At 59.1% G+C, this 13511-nt stretch carries 14 protein-coding genes; 6 read left to right on the top strand and 8 right to left on the bottom strand.

Translation table 11 applies throughout. From position 1 onward, the window contains the following. The first annotated feature begins 1 nt into the window (after position 1). Positions 2–1162: an acetate/propionate family kinase gene (locus ACTF58_RS03850; protein ID WP_438990646.1), complete on the top strand. Its 1161-nt coding sequence runs from the start codon at positions 2–4 to the stop codon at positions 1160–1162. Between the two features lies 1 nt (position 1163). On the opposite strand, the gene ACTF58_RS03845 is transcribed toward ACTF58_RS03850, so the two are convergent. Continuing rightward, positions 1164–2015, bottom strand: coding sequence for a phosphate acyltransferase (locus tag ACTF58_RS03845; RefSeq protein ID WP_438990645.1), 852 nt, complete (start codon positions 2013–2015; stop codon positions 1164–1166). Between the two features lie 36 nt (positions 2016–2051). On the opposite strand from ACTF58_RS03845, the gene ACTF58_RS03840 reads away from it, so the two are divergent. Then, positions 2052–3185, top strand: a complete 1134-nt coding sequence (locus ACTF58_RS03840; RefSeq protein ID WP_438990644.1) for a citrate/2-methylcitrate synthase — start codon at positions 2052–2054, stop codon at positions 3183–3185. 3 nt (positions 3186–3188) lie between these two features. Next, positions 3189–3938 carry a sulfite exporter TauE/SafE family protein gene (locus tag ACTF58_RS03835; protein WP_438990643.1) on the top strand — a complete coding sequence of 250 codons (750 nt, stop codon included), beginning with the start codon at positions 3189–3191 and terminating at the stop codon, positions 3936–3938. A 108-nt stretch (positions 3939–4046) separates the two neighbouring features. Here ACTF58_RS03835 and ACTF58_RS03830 read toward each other — a convergent pair whose 3' ends face one another. The 4 genes from ACTF58_RS03830 to ACTF58_RS03815 all read right to left on the bottom strand — a co-directional run bounded on the left by ACTF58_RS03830 (position 4047) and on the right by ACTF58_RS03815 (position 6626). Then, a complete protein-coding gene (locus tag ACTF58_RS03830; RefSeq protein WP_438990642.1) occupies positions 4047–4688 on the bottom strand; it encodes a DUF1523 family protein in 642 nt (213 codons plus the stop codon). Between the two features lie 11 nt (positions 4689–4699). Beyond that, the gene (locus ACTF58_RS03825; protein WP_438990641.1) at positions 4700–4969 is read right to left on the bottom strand and encodes a hypothetical protein; all 270 of its coding nucleotides are present in this window, start codon (positions 4967–4969) and stop codon (positions 4700–4702) included. Between the two features lie 126 nt (positions 4970–5095). Next, positions 5096–5299, bottom strand: a complete 204-nt coding sequence (locus ACTF58_RS03820) for a hypothetical protein (RefSeq protein WP_438990640.1) — start codon at positions 5297–5299, stop codon at positions 5096–5098. Positions 5300–5492: 193 nt separating this feature from the next. Continuing rightward, on the bottom strand, positions 5493–6626 hold the full coding sequence (locus tag ACTF58_RS03815) for an S-(hydroxymethyl)glutathione dehydrogenase/class III alcohol dehydrogenase (RefSeq protein ID WP_438990639.1): 1134 nt from the start codon (positions 6624–6626) through the stop codon (positions 5493–5495). A gap of 145 nt (positions 6627–6771) precedes the next feature. Between ACTF58_RS03815 and ACTF58_RS03810 the strand changes: the two genes are divergently transcribed. Next, on the top strand, positions 6772–7083 hold the full coding sequence (locus ACTF58_RS03810) for an I78 family peptidase inhibitor (protein ID WP_438990638.1): 312 nt from the start codon (positions 6772–6774) through the stop codon (positions 7081–7083). On the opposite strand, the gene ACTF58_RS03805 is transcribed toward ACTF58_RS03810, so the two are convergent. Together ACTF58_RS03805 and rimK are read right to left on the bottom strand one after the other, a co-directional pair. Further along, complete coding sequence (locus tag ACTF58_RS03805; protein WP_438990637.1) at positions 7084–7521, bottom strand: c-type cytochrome; 438 nt, start codon at positions 7519–7521, stop codon at positions 7084–7086. A 75-nt stretch (positions 7522–7596) separates the two neighbouring features. Continuing rightward, complete coding sequence (gene rimK, locus ACTF58_RS03800) at positions 7597–9015, bottom strand: 30S ribosomal protein S6--L-glutamate ligase (protein ID WP_438990636.1); 1419 nt, start codon at positions 9013–9015, stop codon at positions 7597–7599. A gap of 163 nt (positions 9016–9178) precedes the next feature. Between rimK and tgt the strand changes: the two genes are divergently transcribed. After that, positions 9179–10309 (top strand): tRNA guanosine(34) transglycosylase Tgt, encoded by a 1131-nt coding sequence (gene tgt, locus ACTF58_RS03795; protein WP_438990635.1) that lies wholly within the window; start codon positions 9179–9181, stop codon positions 10307–10309. A 285-nt stretch (positions 10310–10594) separates the two neighbouring features. Beyond that, positions 10595–10933, top strand: coding sequence for a DUF2794 domain-containing protein (locus tag ACTF58_RS03790; protein WP_438990634.1), 339 nt, complete (start codon positions 10595–10597; stop codon positions 10931–10933). Positions 10934–10995: 62 nt separating this feature from the next. On the opposite strand, the gene gyrB is transcribed toward ACTF58_RS03790, so the two are convergent. Further along, complete coding sequence (gene gyrB, locus ACTF58_RS03785; RefSeq protein WP_438990633.1) at positions 10996–13413, bottom strand: DNA topoisomerase (ATP-hydrolyzing) subunit B; 2418 nt, start codon at positions 13411–13413, stop codon at positions 10996–10998. Positions 13414–13511 lie beyond the last annotated feature (98 nt).

Genomic DNA, 13511 nt, shown 5'->3' with positions numbered 1-13511 from the left:
AATGACAGGGTCCAGCATCACAGGCTCCATTCTGGTCCTCAATGCTGGATCCTCCTCAATCAAGTTCGCGCTGTTTGATGAGGCGCTCAAAGAACAGATATCAGGCCTCGCCGCAGGCATTGGCGGCCAGAGCTTTCTTGAAGTCTCAGGCCAGCGCGAGGCGATCCCCCTCATAGATCACCGTGCGGCGCTCAAAGCCGTTCTGGCGGCTCTTGAGGCCAAGGGCATGAGCCTCACAAGCCTCCAAGCCGCCGCTCACCGCGTGGTCCATGGCGGGCGCAAACTCACCCGGCCTTTGCGCATTTCTCCTGAGGTCCGCAGCGAGATTGCCGCCTGTTCACCGCTCGCACCGCTTCACAACCCACACAACCTCGCCGCCATAGACACCCTCGCAGAGCTTGCGCCAGAGCTGCCACAATACGCCAGCTTTGACACAAGCTTTCACGCCACCAACCCTGATGTCGCGACCCGCTACGCCATCCCCAAAATGCAGGAAACAAAAGGCATCCGCCGCTACGGCTTTCACGGCCTCAGCTATGCCTCGCTGGTGGACGCGCTCCCCGAGATTTCGGGCGCGCCCCTGCCCTCGCGACTGCTCGCCTTTCATCTGGGCAATGGCGCCTCCCTCTGCGCCATACGCAACGGCGCCTCCGTTGCCACAACCATGGGCTACTCCCCGCTTGACGGCCTCACAATGGGCACCCGCTCCGGCGGAATAGATGCCAACGCCGTCTTGCGCCTTGTGGAAGACAACGGCCTTGAGCGCACCAAAGCCATCCTCAATCACGAAAGCGGCCTGCTTGGCCTTTCCGGCGGCAAATCCGATATGCGCCGCCTGATGCTGGATCAAACCGCCGACAGCGACTTTGCCATCGAGCATTTTTGCTACTGGTCCCTACGCCACGCAGGCTCGCTCATTGCCGCCATGGAAGGCCTCGATGCTATCGCCTTCACAGGCGGGATCGGCGAAAACGCAGTAGGCGTGCGCGCCCGTATCTGCCGTGGACTTGAGTGGACAGGCCTGCGCATGAACCCTGATGCCAACCACGGCCATGGCCCACAGCTTCAGTCCCAAGGCTCACGCGTTGCCGCATGGGTTGTCCCTGCGCGCGAAGAACGCCAGATCGCGCAAGATGCACAACAGCTGATCAAAACGTCATGAGCTACGAAAGCGCCACAACAATAGCGCTCACAGCGACAATATCCTCCACAGTCGCACCCCGACTCAAATCGCCGACAGGCTTGGCAAACCCCTGCAAGACAGGTCCCAAAGCCTGCGCGCCGGCAAGCTCCTGCGCCAGCTTATACGCAATATTGCCCGCATCCAGACTGGGGAAAATGAGCACATTCGCCGCGCCCGCGCCCATCCCCTTCTTGGCCGCGACCCTCGGATTCAATGCCGCATCGCCCTGCACAGGCCCGACAAACCCCGCAAGCTCTACGGCCCTGCGCACCCGCTCCACGCTGGGACCAGTCCCGCTTGTGCCCGTCGAGAATGATAGCATAGCCACCTCGGAGCGCCCCAAAAGGGCTTTGGCGCTCGCGTCAGAGGCGCGCGCAATATCGGCCAGTTCCTCGGCACTTGGCTCAAGGTTCAAGGCACAATCCGCAAAGATCAGCTCGCGCCCGTCAGGAAAGAGCATCACAAAGAAAGACGAGGCCGTGCTCACGCCTGCCGCAGGGCCAATCGCCATAGACGCCGCCTCGATCACCCGCCGTGTCGGGCTGTCCGCCCCCGCGACCATGGCATCCGCCTCGCCCGCCGCCACCATCGCCGCCGCGCGATACAACGGCTTCGCCAGCAAGCGCCGCGCCATCGCCTCCTTCATGCCCCGCGCGCTCACAAGCGCCTGCACCTGTGCCTCCGTGACCGCGCCCAAAGCCAACGGCTCGCAGATCCCCTCCGCCCTGAGCCGCGCCATCGCCGCAGCAATCCGCGGCTCCTCCGCCTCCGGAAAAACAACCCGTTTGGACCGCGCCCGCGCCACCTCATAAATTTTTTTCAAAAATTCCATGTATGCCTCTGTATACTTTCCCCAAAGGAGCCAGCAATGAGCACAGACGTCAAGATCAACCGTGGCCTCAAAGGCATCTACTTCGAACGCTCGGGCGTCAGCCATATCGACGGAGCCAAAGGCGAGCTGAGCTATCGTGGCTATTCTATCCACGATCTGGCCACCCGCTCGACCTTTGAGGAAGTCTGCTATCTGCTCATCTTTGGAGAGCTGCCGAGCACAACAGAGCTGGCTGAGTTTGACGCCCGCCTCAAGGCCGCGCGCCAGCTGCCCCCTGCGATCTATGACATCATCGACAGCACCAAGACAGGCCACCCGATGGATGTCTTGCGCACGGCTGTCTCGGCGCTCGCAGCCCTTGAACCACAGAGCCAAACCGTGGGCGAAGACGCCTTCATAGAGAACGGCATCCGCCTGACGGCACAGGTTCCAATGATCATTGCGGCACATGAGCATATCCGCAATGGCCGCGCCCCTGTGCCCGCCGATCCGTCGCTCAGCCATGCCGCCAACTGGCTCTATATGCTCAAAGGCACGCGCCCGTCTGAAGATGCCGCACGGCTGGCAGATGTCGATTTTATTCTCCACGCCGAACACGGCGCAAACGCCTCCGCCTTTGCCGCCCGCGTCACTGTCGGCACCGAAGTAAACCTGCACGGTGCCATGGTCACAGCCCTCGCCACCCTCGCAGGCCCCGCCCATGGCGGTGCTGCCGAAGACGTTATGAAAATGGTTCAGGAGATCGGCTCGCCCGACAAGGCCGCCGCCTACGTCAAAGCCAAACGCGCCGCCCGCGAACCCGTCACAGGCTTTGGCCACCGCGTCTATCGCGCCGAAGACCCGCGCGCGCGCCATATGCGCGAGGGCGTTCGCAAACTGGGCGCCGAGATGGGCGCACCGGTCTGGTATGAAATCCTGCAAGGCGTGGTCGAGGCCATGAAGCCCTATGCCCGCCACGGTCTCAATGTGAACGTCGACTTCTACTCAGGCGTCATCTACCAGCTTCACGGTATCCCGATGGACCTCTACGTGCCGATTTTCGCAATCGGCCGTATGCCCGGCTGGATCATCCAATGTGTTGAACAACAGCGCGGCAATATCCTCATTCGTCCGCTCACGCTCTATAATGGCCCCGACCTGCGCGACTATGTGGACATGAACGACAGGTGAGAGGTGACAGAGCTTTTTGACCTCACAACAGCCCAACTGGGCTTCGCTCTCGCCGCTGTCTTTGTGGCAGGCGTCGTGCGCGGCTTTGCTGGCTTTGCCCTCTCGGCGCTCACCATGGCCGCACTGGCCAGTATCATTCCCCCCGTCGAGCTGATCCCGATCTGCACCATGCTGGAACTGGCCTCCGCCGCCCTTCTGATGCGCGGCGGCTTTTTTGAGGCCAACACCCGCATGGCCTTCACGCTTCAAGCAGGCGCACTCATAGGCGTGCCCTCTGGCCTCTACCTGACCACAACGATCGACCCCGAGATCTCGAAAATCATCGCCCTTGGCCTGATCGTCTGCCTGGCCGTGCTACAGCTGGCGCGCGTGCGCCTGCCGCTCACGCCCTCCCCTGTGCCAACCTTTCTCACAGGTATCTTTTCAGGCTTCGTCACAGGCCTCGCCAGCATTGGCGGCCTCGTGATTGCGCTCTACACACTGGCGCTGCAAATGCCGCCCAAAAAGATGCGCGGAACCCTGATCGTGATCATTTTTATCGGCGGAACCCTGACATTTCTCTGGCAGCTCCTCTACGGCATGATCACGCCTCTGGCCCTCACCCGTGCCGTCGCCTTCGCCCCGCCAATGCTCGCAGGCGTGATGCTGGGGCGCGCCTTCTTCAAGCCCGAATACGAGCGCCACTACAGGCCCTTCTGCCTCACATTGCTCATCGGCCTCGCAGCCTTCGGCCTGTTCAACACGCTTCTTTAAAGCGCGCGACACCCCGCTTCCTCTTTCTATAAATATCCAAACACACCCCCAGCCAAACCGCGCAACGCCCCTATTGGCCTGCAAAGGCTGCCGCGGGGTGGGGTAAGCCTATTTGCTGCGCCAGCTGTCAAGCCAGCTCTGCACCCGACTCTTGCGCGCGTCATAGCCGTCTTCCAACGCATCCATGGTCGGATCGACCGTGCGCTCGACAAACTGCCGCCACATGGCCCGCACAAACAAAAGCCCGACGATAAGAAACGCAAAAAAGAAAAGGTTAAACCACGGAAACGGCCGATACTCAGGCCCGCTCACAGGCTTAATCGAAATCGCATTGGGGTAGATCGACAAAAACCGCATCCGCCAGCCATAATGCGTGATGGAAACCCACTGCTCCTTGCCCGCAAGCGCTGCGGCCTCGGCTTCAAGGTCGGAACTGTCAAACTTGAAATAGGGCGGGTAAACGCCCGTATCCTCGTTGCGATAGACCATGACCTCTTCGCCCCCGCGCCAAAGCCCGAAAAACCATGTGTTGACCCGCACGGTGTTGATCAGCCGCAAATCACGCATCTCGCTCTGATCGGCCCCAAGATCGCCTTGGTTGTAAAATGGGCGCTGAACCCAAGACAGCCGCTCCAGACGGTCCGAGATTCCTGTCACCTTGGCGACATCATGCTGGGGCAGCGTGTAATGGAAATAAAGCCCAACCAGCACAAACAAGACCCCGCGTATAAACCGTCTCACATTGCGCATCGCGCACCCCCTCAATTGATCACATAAATCAGCACCGTCACCGCAAGGGTGGGTATCACATAGACCAGCAAAATCAACTTTTTGCGAAAGCCGTTTTCATACCGCTCAAGCCCCTCCCTGACAAATCTGTCACGGGGTGTTTGCGCTTTACTGGTCTCTTCCAGCGCGTCCCACTCGCCCTCAAGCCACTCGCGCCTGACAGAGCGCGAATAAATCGAAACCAGCAGATAGACAATTGTCAGCAGAACAAAGCCGACCACAGCAAACCGAATAAACTGCATTCCCTCTCCTTGCCCTTTGGCGGGCGTCGCACTCATAAAACCTCACAACAGCATATGCGCCCGACCGGCCCGCAGCCACAGCTATTTGCCAGCCGCCCGAAGCTTTGGCCTTATGGGTTTGCCAGCTCAGTCATCACGGCGCCTGTCGAGCCAATAGGCCAGCCCGCCCACCGCCGAGAATATAAGAAGCCCGATCCCGACAGGCAGGGCCGAAAGACCAAGCGCATCAAACCGCGCCCAGGCTTCAAAGCCGATCAGATCGCCCAGACTGAGGACAACAGCAAAGGCCACACAAAGCCCAACGATAAAGACGACAGCTTTTCTGATCATGGTCTGGCACCTCCCCGAGCCGCTCACACTGTGAGATTATGCGTGTTCAGCTTGCATTTGGACAGTCTTTTCGCTGGCCGCAGCGCGGAACTTGTTTTCGAACTGTGCTGCGCACACTCCGACCGGTTGAGGGGGGCCAGCCCCCCTCAAACTCCCCCCGGGATATTTAGGGAAAGAAAAAGAGGCAGGCGGCCTAGTAGACCACAACGCTCCTGATGCTTTCGCCCGAGTGCATCAAATCAAAGGCGCGGTTGATCTCTTCAAGTGGCATTTTATGGGTGATCATCTCGTCGATCTCCACTTTGCCATCCATATACCAATCAACAATCTTGGGCACATCCGTGCGCCCCTTTGCGCCGCCAAAGGCTGTGCCTTTCCAGACGCGGCCTGTGACAAGCTGAAACGGGCGGGTGCTGATTTCGGCTCCTGCAGGCGCGACCCCGATGATGACCGAAACGCCCCAACCGCGGTGCGAACATTCCAGCGCATCGCGCATGACTTTGACATTGCCTGTGGCGTCAAAAGAGTAATCCACGCCGCCGAAAGCGTCTTGCTCGGTCTTGGTCAGCGCGACAATCGCCTCGGTGACAGTTTGGCCCTCAAGTTTGGACGGGTTTACAAAATCGGTCATGCCGAATTTGCGCGCCATGGCTTCCTTATCATCGTTCAGGTCAACGCCAATGATCTTGTCAGCACCTGCCATCCGCAGGCCCTGAATCACGTTAAGGCCGATCCCGCCAAGACCAAAGACAGCCGCCGTCGACCCGATCTCGACACCCGCCGTATTGATCACAGCGCCAATGCCCGTTGTCACGCCGCAGCCGATGTAGCAAATGCTCTCGAACGGCGCGTCCTTGCGCACTTTGGCGAGTGCGATTTCAGGCATGACCGTATGATTGGCAAAGGTCGAGCAGCCCATATAGTGAAAGATCGGCGTGCCATCGAGCATCTTGAAGCGCGTGGTGCCATCGGGCATCAGGCCTTGGCCCTGCGTGCCGCGAATGGCGGTGCAGAGGTTGGTCTTGCCCGAGAGACAGGCATGACACTCGCGGCATTCGGGCGTGTAGAGCGGGATCACATGATCGCCTGGCTGAAGCGTTGTCACGCCCTCGCCCACTTCAAGCACAACACCGGCACCCTCATGGCCAAGGATGCTGGGAAACAGCCCCTCAGGGTCATCGCCCGAGCGCGTGAACTCGTCGGTGTGGCACACACCCGTGGCCTTGATCTCGATCAGAACCTCGCCCTTCTTCGGGCCTTCGAGCTCGACTTCCATAATCTCAAGGGGCTTGCCTGCTGCAAGCGCCACAGCTGCACGTGTTCGCATGATGTCTCTCCAAAATATCTTGGCCAGAGCCTGCGGGAAACGGCACAAAGTTGCAAGACTTAGGGGGAGAGGACAGGGCGGAATTCCCCTGATATAAAAGAAACAGCCTTGCTACTGTTTTGGCACGGATTCGGGAGTAACACGTATGAATTTTAAAACCATCACCGCCGCCTTTGGCGCAATTGCTGCGCTGTCTGCCTGCCAGATGAACGGCATCCTAGACCAAAACGAGCCCCTCATTCCTGCGGAAACACGTGCCGCGCTGGCAGATTCCTGCGGCGCTGACGATCTTGCCTTTATGACAGGGATGAGAGTTGGCGAAGTCGAGTTTGACGCCCGCGAGCGCCCCGTGCGCATTGTCGGCCCAAACAGCGCCGTCACAACAGATCTGCGCCCCGAGCGCCTCAATGTCAAAATCGACAGCTCCGAGCGGATCACAGGCTTTAGCTGCGGCTGATCACTTCTTGATGCGATAGGCCTTGTGGCAGGCGGCACAGGTGCCGCCAAGCTCGCCCATACCCGCCTGTAGCCAGCCCAGATCGCTGGTATCAAGCGCCTCAGCCGCCGCGCCCATGGCCACGGCCTTCGCTTCAAAATCAGCCCAGTTTTCCCAGATCGCCGGAAGCGCGGTTGATTTCGGGTCCATCTCTTGGGCCTCAAACGCCGCAGGGACCTTGGCCGCATACTCCATCAGCGCCTGCCGCGCCGCGCCTGCCTTGTCGGCATCAAATTCTATCTCGCCCTTGGCCATGCCGCCCAAAGTGCCCGTCGCCGTCTTGACGCCATCCATAAGCATCATCCGCGCCTTCACGGCTTCGTTTTCTACGCCGTCATGCGCCAAAGCCGCGCCCGCAAGCGTCGCGCCCAGCGCCAGTGCCACACCAAATCTTGTCATCGATACTCTCCTATTGGTTGACAACATTACGCCACGGAATGCCAAACCGATCAAGACACGCTCCTGTGAGCAGGCTCAGCCCGCGCTCTTGCCCGCCGCTTTGCCACGCTTGCGCACAGGCGCAGGCCGCACCCGCGCCTCGATCATCTCATAAAGCGTGCCCGCAATATTCTTGCCGCTCGCCCCCTCGATCCCCTCAAGGCCGGGTGAGGAATTGACTTCAAGAACCTTCGGCCCATCGCTGGCGCGCAAAAGATCAACGCCCGCCATATGCAGCCCGAAGGCCTTCGTTGCGCGCAACACCACATCGCGCTCCGCCTTACTGATTCTGACGGCCTCGGCCGTGCCGCCGCGGTGCAGATTTGAGCGAAAGTCGCCCTCTGCCCCCGTGCGCCGCATGGAGGCCACAACCTTGCCGCCAATCACAAAACAGCGGATATCCTCGCCCGCCGCTTCCTTGACAAAGTTCTGCACCAGAAAGTTCGCCTTTAGCCCGCGAAACGCATCAATAACCGACTCCGCCGCCTTCTTTGTCTCCGCCAAAACAACGCCCTTGCCCTGCGTGCTCTCCAAAAGCTTCACAATCAGAGGCGCCGTGCCGACAAGCCCGACAATCGAGTTGGTGTCTTTCGGGCTGGCCGCAAAGGCCGTATTGGGCATCCCGATCTTGTGGCGCGCCATTAGCTGATGCGCATGAAGCTTGTCGCGGCTCGCGGTGATGCCTTGCGAGGAGTTGACACAAAATGTCCCGATGGTTTCAAACTGGCGCACAACCGCTGTGCCATATGACGTAATCGAAGCGCCGATCCGCGGGATCACCGCATCATAGCGCGCCAGTCGCTTGCCGTCATAATGCACCTCGGGCGCAAGCGCATTCAGCGCCATATAACAACGCGTGGTGTCGATCACTTCAACAACATGGCCCCGCTTCTCGCCCTCTTCCACAAGACGGCGGGTCGAATAATTGTCCTCACGGCTCAATACGGCCACACGGAGCGCCCGCTCTGGGGCCGTCTCGCGCACCCGCTTGGAATGATAAACATCATAGCTCAGCTCGGGCTGCAAAAACCGCTCGGTCGCCACAATGCTGATATGGTCCTTCAGCGCCTGCCGCCCAAGCAACATACGGTTGCTCATGGTCGCCCGGTTGCTCAGCGTGATCTCGATGGGCCAGCGGTGGCCGTTGACCAGCAAGTTGGTCTCGATCACATAGCGGTTCTCGCTCTCGCCATTGGAAGAGGTCACGTCGCGGCGATCCTTGATCTCGGCAGAGCAGGCAAAGACAATGTCTTCCCGCCCAGGAACAGGATGCACCATAAAGCGCACCTTGGGCTTGGCAGAGGCCCCGAAAACCTCGATATCATAAGCATGAAGCGCCGAGGTTTTGGCCCCCGTGTCGACTTTGGCCTGAATGGCGGGCAGGCCAAGCTGGGGCAAAGCCACCCACTCTTCCCACCCGAACGACAAAATAGAACCACTCTTATCAAGACTCATGCGCTGCAATCCAATGTTTGAAAACGGCTGATGCCGAGCCTACCGCAATAAGGCTCAAAGACCAACTCGCCGCCTTTCGCATAGTTTTTCTCACAGGGCCAGCCCCTAAGTTCATCGGCTTCTCTCTTGGCAATCAGCTCTATTTGCGCCAAGACACAAAACCATGACACAAGAATTTTCCTTCTCCCTCGCCGCCACATCTGGCAAAGCCCGCACTGGCACAATCCGCACTCCGCGGGGCGAGATCCGCACACCCGCCTTTATGCCCGTCGGCACAGCGGCAACCGTCAAGGCGATGATGCCCGAAAGCGTGCGCGCCACAGGGGCCGACATCCTTCTTGGCAATACCTATCACCTGATGCTGCGCCCCACAGCCGAGCGCATCGCCGCTCTGGGCGGCTTGCACACATTCATGAATTGGGACCGCCCGATCCTCACAGACTCAGGCGGCTTTCAGGTCATGTCTCTGGCCGATCTGCGCAAGCTCACAGAAGAGGGCGTCGCCTTTAAGTCCCACATCGACGGCTCCAAACATATGCTCTCCCCCGAACGCAGCATGGAAATCCAGCGCCTGCTCGGCTCTGATATTGTCATGTGCTTTGACGAATGCCCCGCCCTGCCCGCCACGCGTGACGACATCGCCAAGTCGATGGAACTGTCCATGCGCTGGGCCAAGCGCTCGCGCACAGCCTTCGGCGATCGTCCGGGTTACGCCCTCTTCGGCATCCAGCAAGGCGGCCTTGAAGAAGACCTGCGCGCCCAATCCGCCGAGGCCCTGCAAGAGATCGGCTTTGAAGGCTACGCTGTCGGCGGCCTCGCCGTGGGCGAAGGTCAGGAGGCCATGTTCAACACGCTGGAGTTCGCGCCTGACCAACTCCCAAAAGACAAACCGCGCTACCTCATGGGTGTCGGCAAGCCCGACGATATCGTCGGCGCCGTCGCCCGCGGCATTGATATGATGGACTGCGTCCTGCCCTCCCGCTCGGGCCGCACGGGTCAGGTCTTCACCCGCCTTGGCGTGCTCAACATCAAAAACGCCCGCCATCAAGACGACCCGCGCCCGCTGGACGAAAACTGCGGTTGCCCTGCCTGCAAAAATTACAGCCGCGCCTACCTGCACCATGTCTTCCGCTCCCAAGAGATCATCTCCTCGATGCTGCTCACATGGCACAACCTGCACTACTACCAAGACCTCATGGCAGGGATGCGCGCCGCCATCGCCGAAGACCGCTTCGCCGCCTTCGAGCGCGACTTCCACAGCACCCGCGCCCAAGGCGACATCGACCCCCTCTAATCTGCCCCCTGCTTCCTCTTTCTAAAAATATCCCGGGGGGTCTGGGGGGCTGGCCCCCCAGCTTAGCCTGTGGTCTGGGGGGCTGGCCCCCAGCGTGTCGGAGGGCGCGCAGCGCACTCCGACACCCGCCTCGAGCGCACGCTCCGTTAACACCCCGAAATCCTGTTTTGCCGGTGCACGCATGGTGCACGCGTGGTGCACGCTTATCACCCCCCTAGAATCACCCCCGTTAACCATTTCAACGAGGGGCTTGATTCGGCCTGAAAACAGCGTCAGGCTAGAGCTATGAACATGGCCTCTCACACGCCCTTGCCCACAAGCTCACAGGTCGCCTTTCACCGCACCGAGCTGTCCCTCATTCTCGGCCTCTACGGCCGCATGGTCGCCGCAGGCGAGTGGCGCGATTATGGCATTTCCTGCCTCAAGGACTACGCCGTGTTTTCGGTCTTTCGCCGCACCGCCGAAAACCCGCTCTATCGCATTGAAAAACATCCGAAATTGCGCCTCAAGCAAGGGCAGTATTCAGTCATCGGCCTCAATGGTCAGGTGCTCAAACGCGGCCATGATCTCAAGGCTGTGCTGCGCGTTCTGGAGCGCAAACTCATCCGCGCCGTCAGCGACTGAGCGCGCATAAAAAAGGCCCAAACCTCTTTCGAAATTCGGGCCGGAATTTGCCATTAAGTGACTTAGAAGTCTAGGTTTTCCACGCTCAAAGCGTTCTGCTGGATAAACTCGCGACGCGGCTCCACAACATCGCCCATCAACTTGGTAAAGAGGTCATCCGCCTCCGCCATATCCTCGACTTTGACTTGCAAGAATGTGCGCGCATCAGGGTCCAACGTCGTCTCCCAAAGCTGGCTCGGGTTCATCTCGCCAAGGCCCTTATAACGCTGCAGCGATAGCCCGCGCTCACCCTCTTCAAGGATCGCTTTCAGCAAGTCCAAAGGCCCATAAATCATCTGGGTGCGGTCCTTGCGTTCAAGCTTCGCAGCCGTGCCGTAAACCTCCTGCAAACTCTGGGTCAGCGTGCCTGTGCGGCGCGCTTCTCCAGAGCGCAGCATCGGCCCGTCCAGCGTGCGAACCTCCTCCACACCGCGCAAAATGCGCGCCAGTCGGATGCCGTGATCCTGCGTGATACGGCCCTGCCAACCTTTCTCATATTCCAGTGCAATAAGGTCCAAACGCTTCGCAACCTTATCGGCCACACCCTGCAAATCGCCCTCAATTGCGCCGGGCACAAAGGCTCCCGCAATCGCGGCTTGCTCAAGAATATGGCGCGGGTAATGCGTTGGAAACGCATCCAAAACGCGGCGCAGCTGGCGCGCTTCATCGACCACACGGATCAGATCCTGACCCGCCATTTCGGTGCCATTTCCGAGCTTCAAGACAGCACCGTCAACACCCTGTTGAACGAGGTAATCGTCCAGAGCATTCTGGTCCTTGAGATAGACTTCAGACTTCCCACGCGCCACTTTGTAAAGAGGCGGCTGGGCAATATAGAGATAGCCACCCTCAATCAGTTCAGGCATCTGGCGATAGAAGAACGTCAACAAAAGCGTGCGAATATGCGCGCCGTCCACGTCCGCATCCGTCATCAAAACGATCTTGTGATACCGCAGTTTCTCGATGTTGAATTCGTCGCGCCCAATACCCGTTCCAAGCGCCATCACAAGGTTGCCGATTTCCTGGCTGCCGAGCATACGATCAAACCGCGCACGCTCCACATTGAGGATCTTGCCTTTGAGCGGCAAAATGGCCTGTGTGCCACGGTCGCGCCCCGTCTGGGCCGAGCCACCAGCGGAGTCACCCTCCACGATGAAAAGCTCTGTTTTGCTTGGGTCTTTCTCCGAGCAATCCTTGAGTTTTCCTGCCAGAAAGTTCACATCCATAGCCGTCTTGCGCCGCGTCAGCTCGCGCGCTTTTCGCGCCGCTTCACGCGCCTGTGCCGCCTCGACAATCTTGCCAACAATGATCTTCGCTTGCGACGGGTTTTCTTCAAACCACTCCGCCAGCTTGTCGTTCACCATGCTTTCAACAACAGGGCGCACTTCGGAGCTGACCAATTTATCTTTGGTTTGGCTTGAGAATTTAGGGTCAGGAACTTTGACAGACAGCACACAAGTCAGCCCCTCGCGCGCATCATCGCCCGTGAAGTTAATCTTTTCTTTCTTAGCTATGCCTGATGATTGCGCATAGTTGTTAATCGTCCGCGTCAGCGCGCCCCTGAAGCCCGCCATATGCGTGCCCCCGTCTCGCTGCGGAATATTGTTTGTGAAAGGAAGAACATTCTCGTGGTAGCTATCGTTCCACCACATCGCAACTTCGACGCCGATATCGTCCTTTTCACCGACGATATAAATCGGCTCTTCCATGACAGATGTTTTCGAGCGGTCGAGATACTTCACAAACTCCTTAACGCCGCCGTCATAATAAAGCTCGGATTTCAGCGGCTCCGCTGGCCGTTCATCTTCAAGGATGATCCGCACGCCGCTGTTCAGAAAGGCAAGCTCGCGGAGGCGTTTTTCCAAAACGGAAAATTCATAATCAAGGTTAGAGAATGTCTCCGTCGAGGCCAGAAAGCGCACTTCCGTGCCTGTCTCACCGTTTGCGTCGCCAACAACGCGCAGGTGCTCAACAGTGTCGCCATGCGAAAACTTCGCATAATGCTCCTTGCCGTCTCGCCACACGCGCAGCTCAAGCCAGACAGACAGCGCGTTTACAACAGAAACACCCACCCCATGGAGGCCGCCTGAAACTTTATAGGAGTTGCTGTCAAATTTGCCGCCCGCGTGGAGCTGCGTCATGATCACTTCGGCCGCCGAGACGCCCTCCTCCTCGTGGATGCCCACAGGAATGCCGCGTCCGTTGTCACGGACAGAAATCGAAGAATCCGCATGGATTTTGACGTTTACATAATCGGCGTGCCCCGCCAGCGCTTCGTCAATCCCGTTGTCGACAACCTCATAGACCATATGATGCAGGCCAGAGCCATCATCCGTATCGCCGATATACATCCCGGGCCGCTTGCGGACAGCCTCTAACCCCTTGAGAACCTTAATGGAATCAGCGCCATACTCTTCGGGTTTCTGCTCGTTCTCTGACATTCACACGCTTCCTTTGCGATTTTGTCATTTTATACTGTTTATGGGGGAGGTTGTCACGCTCAACCGCTATATTTTGGGCCTCTCGACACGCTCAGGCC

The sequence above is a fragment of the Lentibacter sp. genome (assembly GCF_965657785.1).
Taxonomy (GTDB): Bacteria; Pseudomonadota; Alphaproteobacteria; order Rhodobacterales; family Rhodobacteraceae; genus Lentibacter.
Note: the sequence above shows the minus strand (reverse complement) of the source record. Positions and strands in the feature narration are given on the sequence as shown.